Genomic DNA, 4,531 nt, shown 5'->3' with positions numbered 1-4,531 from the left:
AAACTGGCAGCCAATAGGTGATGTGGAATTAAATCCAGAGCAACACAAAGACGCTGCTTAATTATTTTAGGCGACAACTACCTTGAAAGACGCCGGTAATTGTTGTAGTGTATTTAGCTTTGCAAGTAATTATCTATCTAGTATGGATTTTAGATCTCTCGATAAAACTACTTTAGTGTCCGTTTTATATGTTGCATTTTTTATAGATTCTCCATATACCCCACCTATACTTTATTGAAATCATATAATTCGAGAAAATGAACTTTATATTATTTTATAAAAAATAATTTTTTCTCAATCTTTTTTTTGTGCTGATTATTAATAGCATTGTAAATTATATTGATTAATGTCTTTTTTCATATGTCATATTTTTATTTTAAATGTGGTTTTATTTTTTAATACTGTTTAAAAGGATAAGGTTTTGAGTAATTTTTACGACTCAATTTTCAAATCAGCAGTTGATGCCATTATTGTCATTAATAATATGGGTATAATTGAAGCATTTTCACCTTCAGCTGAGAAACTGTTTGGCTATGCAGAAAATATCGTTGTAGGGAAAAATATATCTATTCTCATGCCGAAAAAGATAGCAATGGAGCATGATGGTTATCTTGAGAACTATAGAAAGACGAGTAATGCCAAAATTATAGGAATCGGTCGTGAAGTTGTTGGAAAGAAAAGTAATGGTCAAGAGTTTAACATGCATTTGTCGGTTGGTAAGGCTGAAGATGAAAGTGGTAATTTGAAATATATAGGTATTTGCCATGATATGACGCCTTATTATTCAGTCAAAAATGATCTGAATGAGACAATGGAAAACTATGATAACTTATCTAATTATGAAGGCTTATACATAGCGTCCATTGATAAAAATGGATTAGTGATAAAGTCAAATGTCTTATTTTCTGAAAGCGGATTCTTCGATTCAAATAAATTCGTTATGGATTTTTTTGAAAACTATAAATTTGAACATATTATCCAAAAAACTTTGCAAGATGGTTTTTATTCTATTTCCAAGTCGTCTATTGAAATTGATGAAAAAAAACATGTGATAGATTGGAATTTTAAACTTGCATCTAATGATAGGATTCAAATTGTAGGTATTGATCGTACAGAATCTGAAAAAATCAGTGAGTCACTCTTAAAAGCTAAGATGTATGATCCTATTACCGAGCTTCCTAATGTTAACTATCTAAGGTTTTTATTAGAAAGTAAGGGAGTTAATTTAGACGATTATTATTTTTTCCGTGCTCGATTTGAAATGGTTGAAGTGAATAAAAAAATATTTGATCGAGACTTTCTGACGAAGTCAATTTATACCATTTTCAATTTGATCGTGAGTGTGGAATGTGTGGATTACACCATTCAAATTAGTGACTATTCATTTTTAAGTTGCGTGAAAAAGACATATCTTCCAATCCCTAGTCTCTTTAATGAAATTGTAAAAAATATATCGGACTTAGCTCTTTCAACTGATTTTATTGTGAATAAAAAGTTCAGAGTTGGATTCTGTGATTATCATGATAATGGTATAGGGAAAAGTATTGATGAAATTTTGAGGAGAACTGATTTCTCACTTAGATATGCCATTAATAATAATGTTGTTGTTTCTTATTACGATGCTTCAGTCGAGGATAGTATTAATAGAATAAAATACATTGAAAGTAATGTAATAAAAATTATGGATGATGAAGTTGTTTTGTATTTTCAACCTAAGATAAAATCTGAAGATTTTTCTGTCTATGGTTATGAAGCGTTGATGAGATGGAATAGTAAATTAATAGGATGGGTCTCACCAGTTGAGATAATTAGTGCCGTTAATAATTTAGATTTAATGGAGTTGGTTGATAAGAAAATTATCATCAAAGCTTTTAAAGCTATTTCAGAAAATCCACTGTTACAAAAAATGTCAATTTCTATAAATATGTCGTCTATTTCTATTAATTCATGTTTTATCGTTGGATTAATAGAAGAGAGTGCTAAAGCGTTCGATATTGATTTGGATTATATTGATATCGAAATTACGGAGGATTCTCTAATTGATGACAGTGGTAATGCACGATCTAATATTGATTTATTGCGAAGTAAAGGTGTTAGTTTTTCCTTAGATGATTTTGGTAAGGGCTATTCATCACTAAGTTATCTTACATCATTTAACATTAATTACTTAAAAATCGATAAGCTTTTTATAGATGCTTTAGGCACATATCGAGGTGATGGTATGGTCGAATCTATTATAAAAATTGCGCATCTGAATGGAATGAAAGTGGTTGCTGAGGGAGTGGAAAACAATCAACAGGTGGTGATATTGAAAGAAATGAAATGTGATTTTTTTCAAGGTTATTATTTTGGTAAGCCCACCGATATATCAAATTTGAGAGGTTAAAAAATGAAAAAAAATCTTCCAGTTACCAATCGAGAGGTTACCCTTTCAGCAGGAACAACGCTTGTTACCTCAACAGACTTAAAAGGTGTAATAACTTATTGCAATGATGAGTTTGTTGCAATAAGTGGGTTTGATCGGAGTGAGCTTGTTGGCTCGTCACATAATATTGTTCGTCATCCAGATATGCCTCCTCAAGCATTTTCTATAATGTGGGAGTATCTGAAGTCTGGTAAGCCATGGATGGGATTAGTAAAGAATAGATGTAAAAATGGTGATCATTATTGGGTGAATGCTTATGTAACACCGATAACGGTGTCTGGTAAAGTAGTTGGATTTGAAAGTGTGCGTGTCACGCCTAAATCTGAAGATGTGATTAGAGCAGATGAGTATTACTCAAGACTTAATACTAATAAAAAATCGAAATTGAAAATCCCTCAAGGGGTTTATAGTTTGATGGTTTTTTTAACTTGCTTGATTTCTAGTTTTTTTGTTTTTGAAGATAATAGCGCATTACTACTCTCTGCAATCTTACTAAATGTTTTAGTTTTTTTTAGTTATCAAAATTACTCATTCAAGAAATCATTATCATCTATAGACGATTTACTTAAAGAATCATTTAGCCATCCTGTGGCCGTTGCTACATACACTGATGATGTCTCTTCAATAGGACGTATTAAAGTCAGTATTCTGAGTGAGTTATCTCATTTAAATACAGTGCTAAGTCGTATTGAAAACTCAGCAAATGAATTGAGTAGAGAGTCAAAAGTAGGATTAGATGCGACGAATAATACGAAGTTTTATATGGATAAACAGTCCAGTGAAACAGAGCAAGTTGCAGCAGCAATGAATGAAATGAGCACGGCCATTTTTGAAGTATCTAAACATGTGCAAGAGACCGCAACAAATGCCACTGTTGCACGGGAGAAGGTTACTAAAGGTGTCGAGTTATCCAGTCGATCTAAGCACTCAATAGCTTCTTTAAACGGCAGTGTTGAAGATATTACGAATTCAATAAAAGAACTTGAATCTCAGACAACGAATATTGCTGATGCTGCCGGTATTATTGAGCAAATTGCAGAGCAAACAAACCTGCTGGCGCTTAATGCGGCGATTGAAGCGGCCCGCGCAGGAGAGCATGGTCGTGGTTTTGCGGTTGTTGCCGATGAAGTGAGGCAATTGGCACAACGCACACAAGAGTCGACCAAGAAAATCTACTCGATAATTACTCATTTTAGAGACTCTGTTTCTAATTCTGTTGCTATTGCTGCGCAATGTAGCTCTTCCGCAGAGAATGGTTTAATTAATGTCAGTGAGACAGAAACAATGCTGAATAGCTTTGCTGATGATATGAACTTAATTGTTGATATGTCGGTACAAATGGCAGCTGCAGTTGAAGAACAGGCTTTAGTTTCTGATGAAGTTAATAGGCAGATCATTAACATATCTTCATTGTCTACAGATTGTACTGGGAAATCCATTGAAGCAGGAGAGGCTGTGCAAGAGTTAGATAATGTAGCAAATCAACTTAAAGATTTGGTTGTTGGATTTAAGCGATAAGTTGACAATGCCTTTTTGTGATCCACAAACATGTTTTCAAGCGTATCAATATTTGAAAATGCTTAATTAAAACAGTGAAATAGTGGAATGTTATGTGGTTTAGTTCAAAAAATACAAAAATAATGGCAGAGCAAGTAGTTATCACTCATAAAGACGCTGCAGTTATTGTTGATAGAGAACAGAAAGTTATTGCCAGCAATCAGGCTTATGGTTCGTTAAGCCAAAGTTTTAACAAATCCGATGATAATCAAGCCCTTACTTTTTTGTTGAAGCATCACGACAAAAGTAGTGATTACATCAAAGGCGATAAAGGGTTGCATTTTAAGTTGCAAACAACACCTTTTACGATTAAGCATCTTGAGTCTTGTTTGCTTTATGTTTTCGAGCCGGTCTCTGAGCCGATTTTGGCTGAGCTAAGCTGGCAAAAATTAATAGGTTTAGGTCAGGATTCGTATGCGGTTTTTGATCTGAATAACAAGCTTGTTACAGCTAAGGAACATACGAACAAGTAAGACAATTTTTAGCTGACTTTCAGCTTGTGACAGTATTTCCTCAGAAGCGACATTTAATCACCACTTAACCCACTTG

3 protein-coding genes are annotated in these 4,531 nt (G+C 33.4%); all 3 read left to right on the top strand.

What is annotated here, in order from left to right:
• Window positions 1-421: 421 nt before the first annotated feature.
• Window positions 422-2,386, top strand: a complete 1,965-nt coding sequence (locus DFP77_RS19215; RefSeq protein ID WP_114413784.1) for an EAL domain-containing protein — start codon at window positions 422-424, stop codon at window positions 2,384-2,386.
• A gap of 3 nt (window positions 2,387-2,389) precedes the next feature.
• A complete protein-coding gene (locus tag DFP77_RS19210; protein ID WP_114413783.1) occupies window positions 2,390-3,943 on the top strand; it encodes a methyl-accepting chemotaxis protein in 1,554 nt (517 codons plus the stop codon).
• A 92-nt stretch (window positions 3,944-4,035) separates the two neighbouring features.
• A complete protein-coding gene (locus DFP77_RS19205; protein WP_114413782.1) occupies window positions 4,036-4,455 on the top strand; it encodes a hypothetical protein in 420 nt (139 codons plus the stop codon).
• Window positions 4,456-4,531 lie beyond the last annotated feature (76 nt).

It is taken from the genome of Marinomonas foliarum (assembly GCF_003337275.1).
Taxonomy (GTDB): domain Bacteria; phylum Pseudomonadota; class Gammaproteobacteria; order Pseudomonadales; family Marinomonadaceae; genus Marinomonas; species Marinomonas foliarum.
This window is presented reverse-complemented; position numbering and strand designations above follow the sequence as displayed.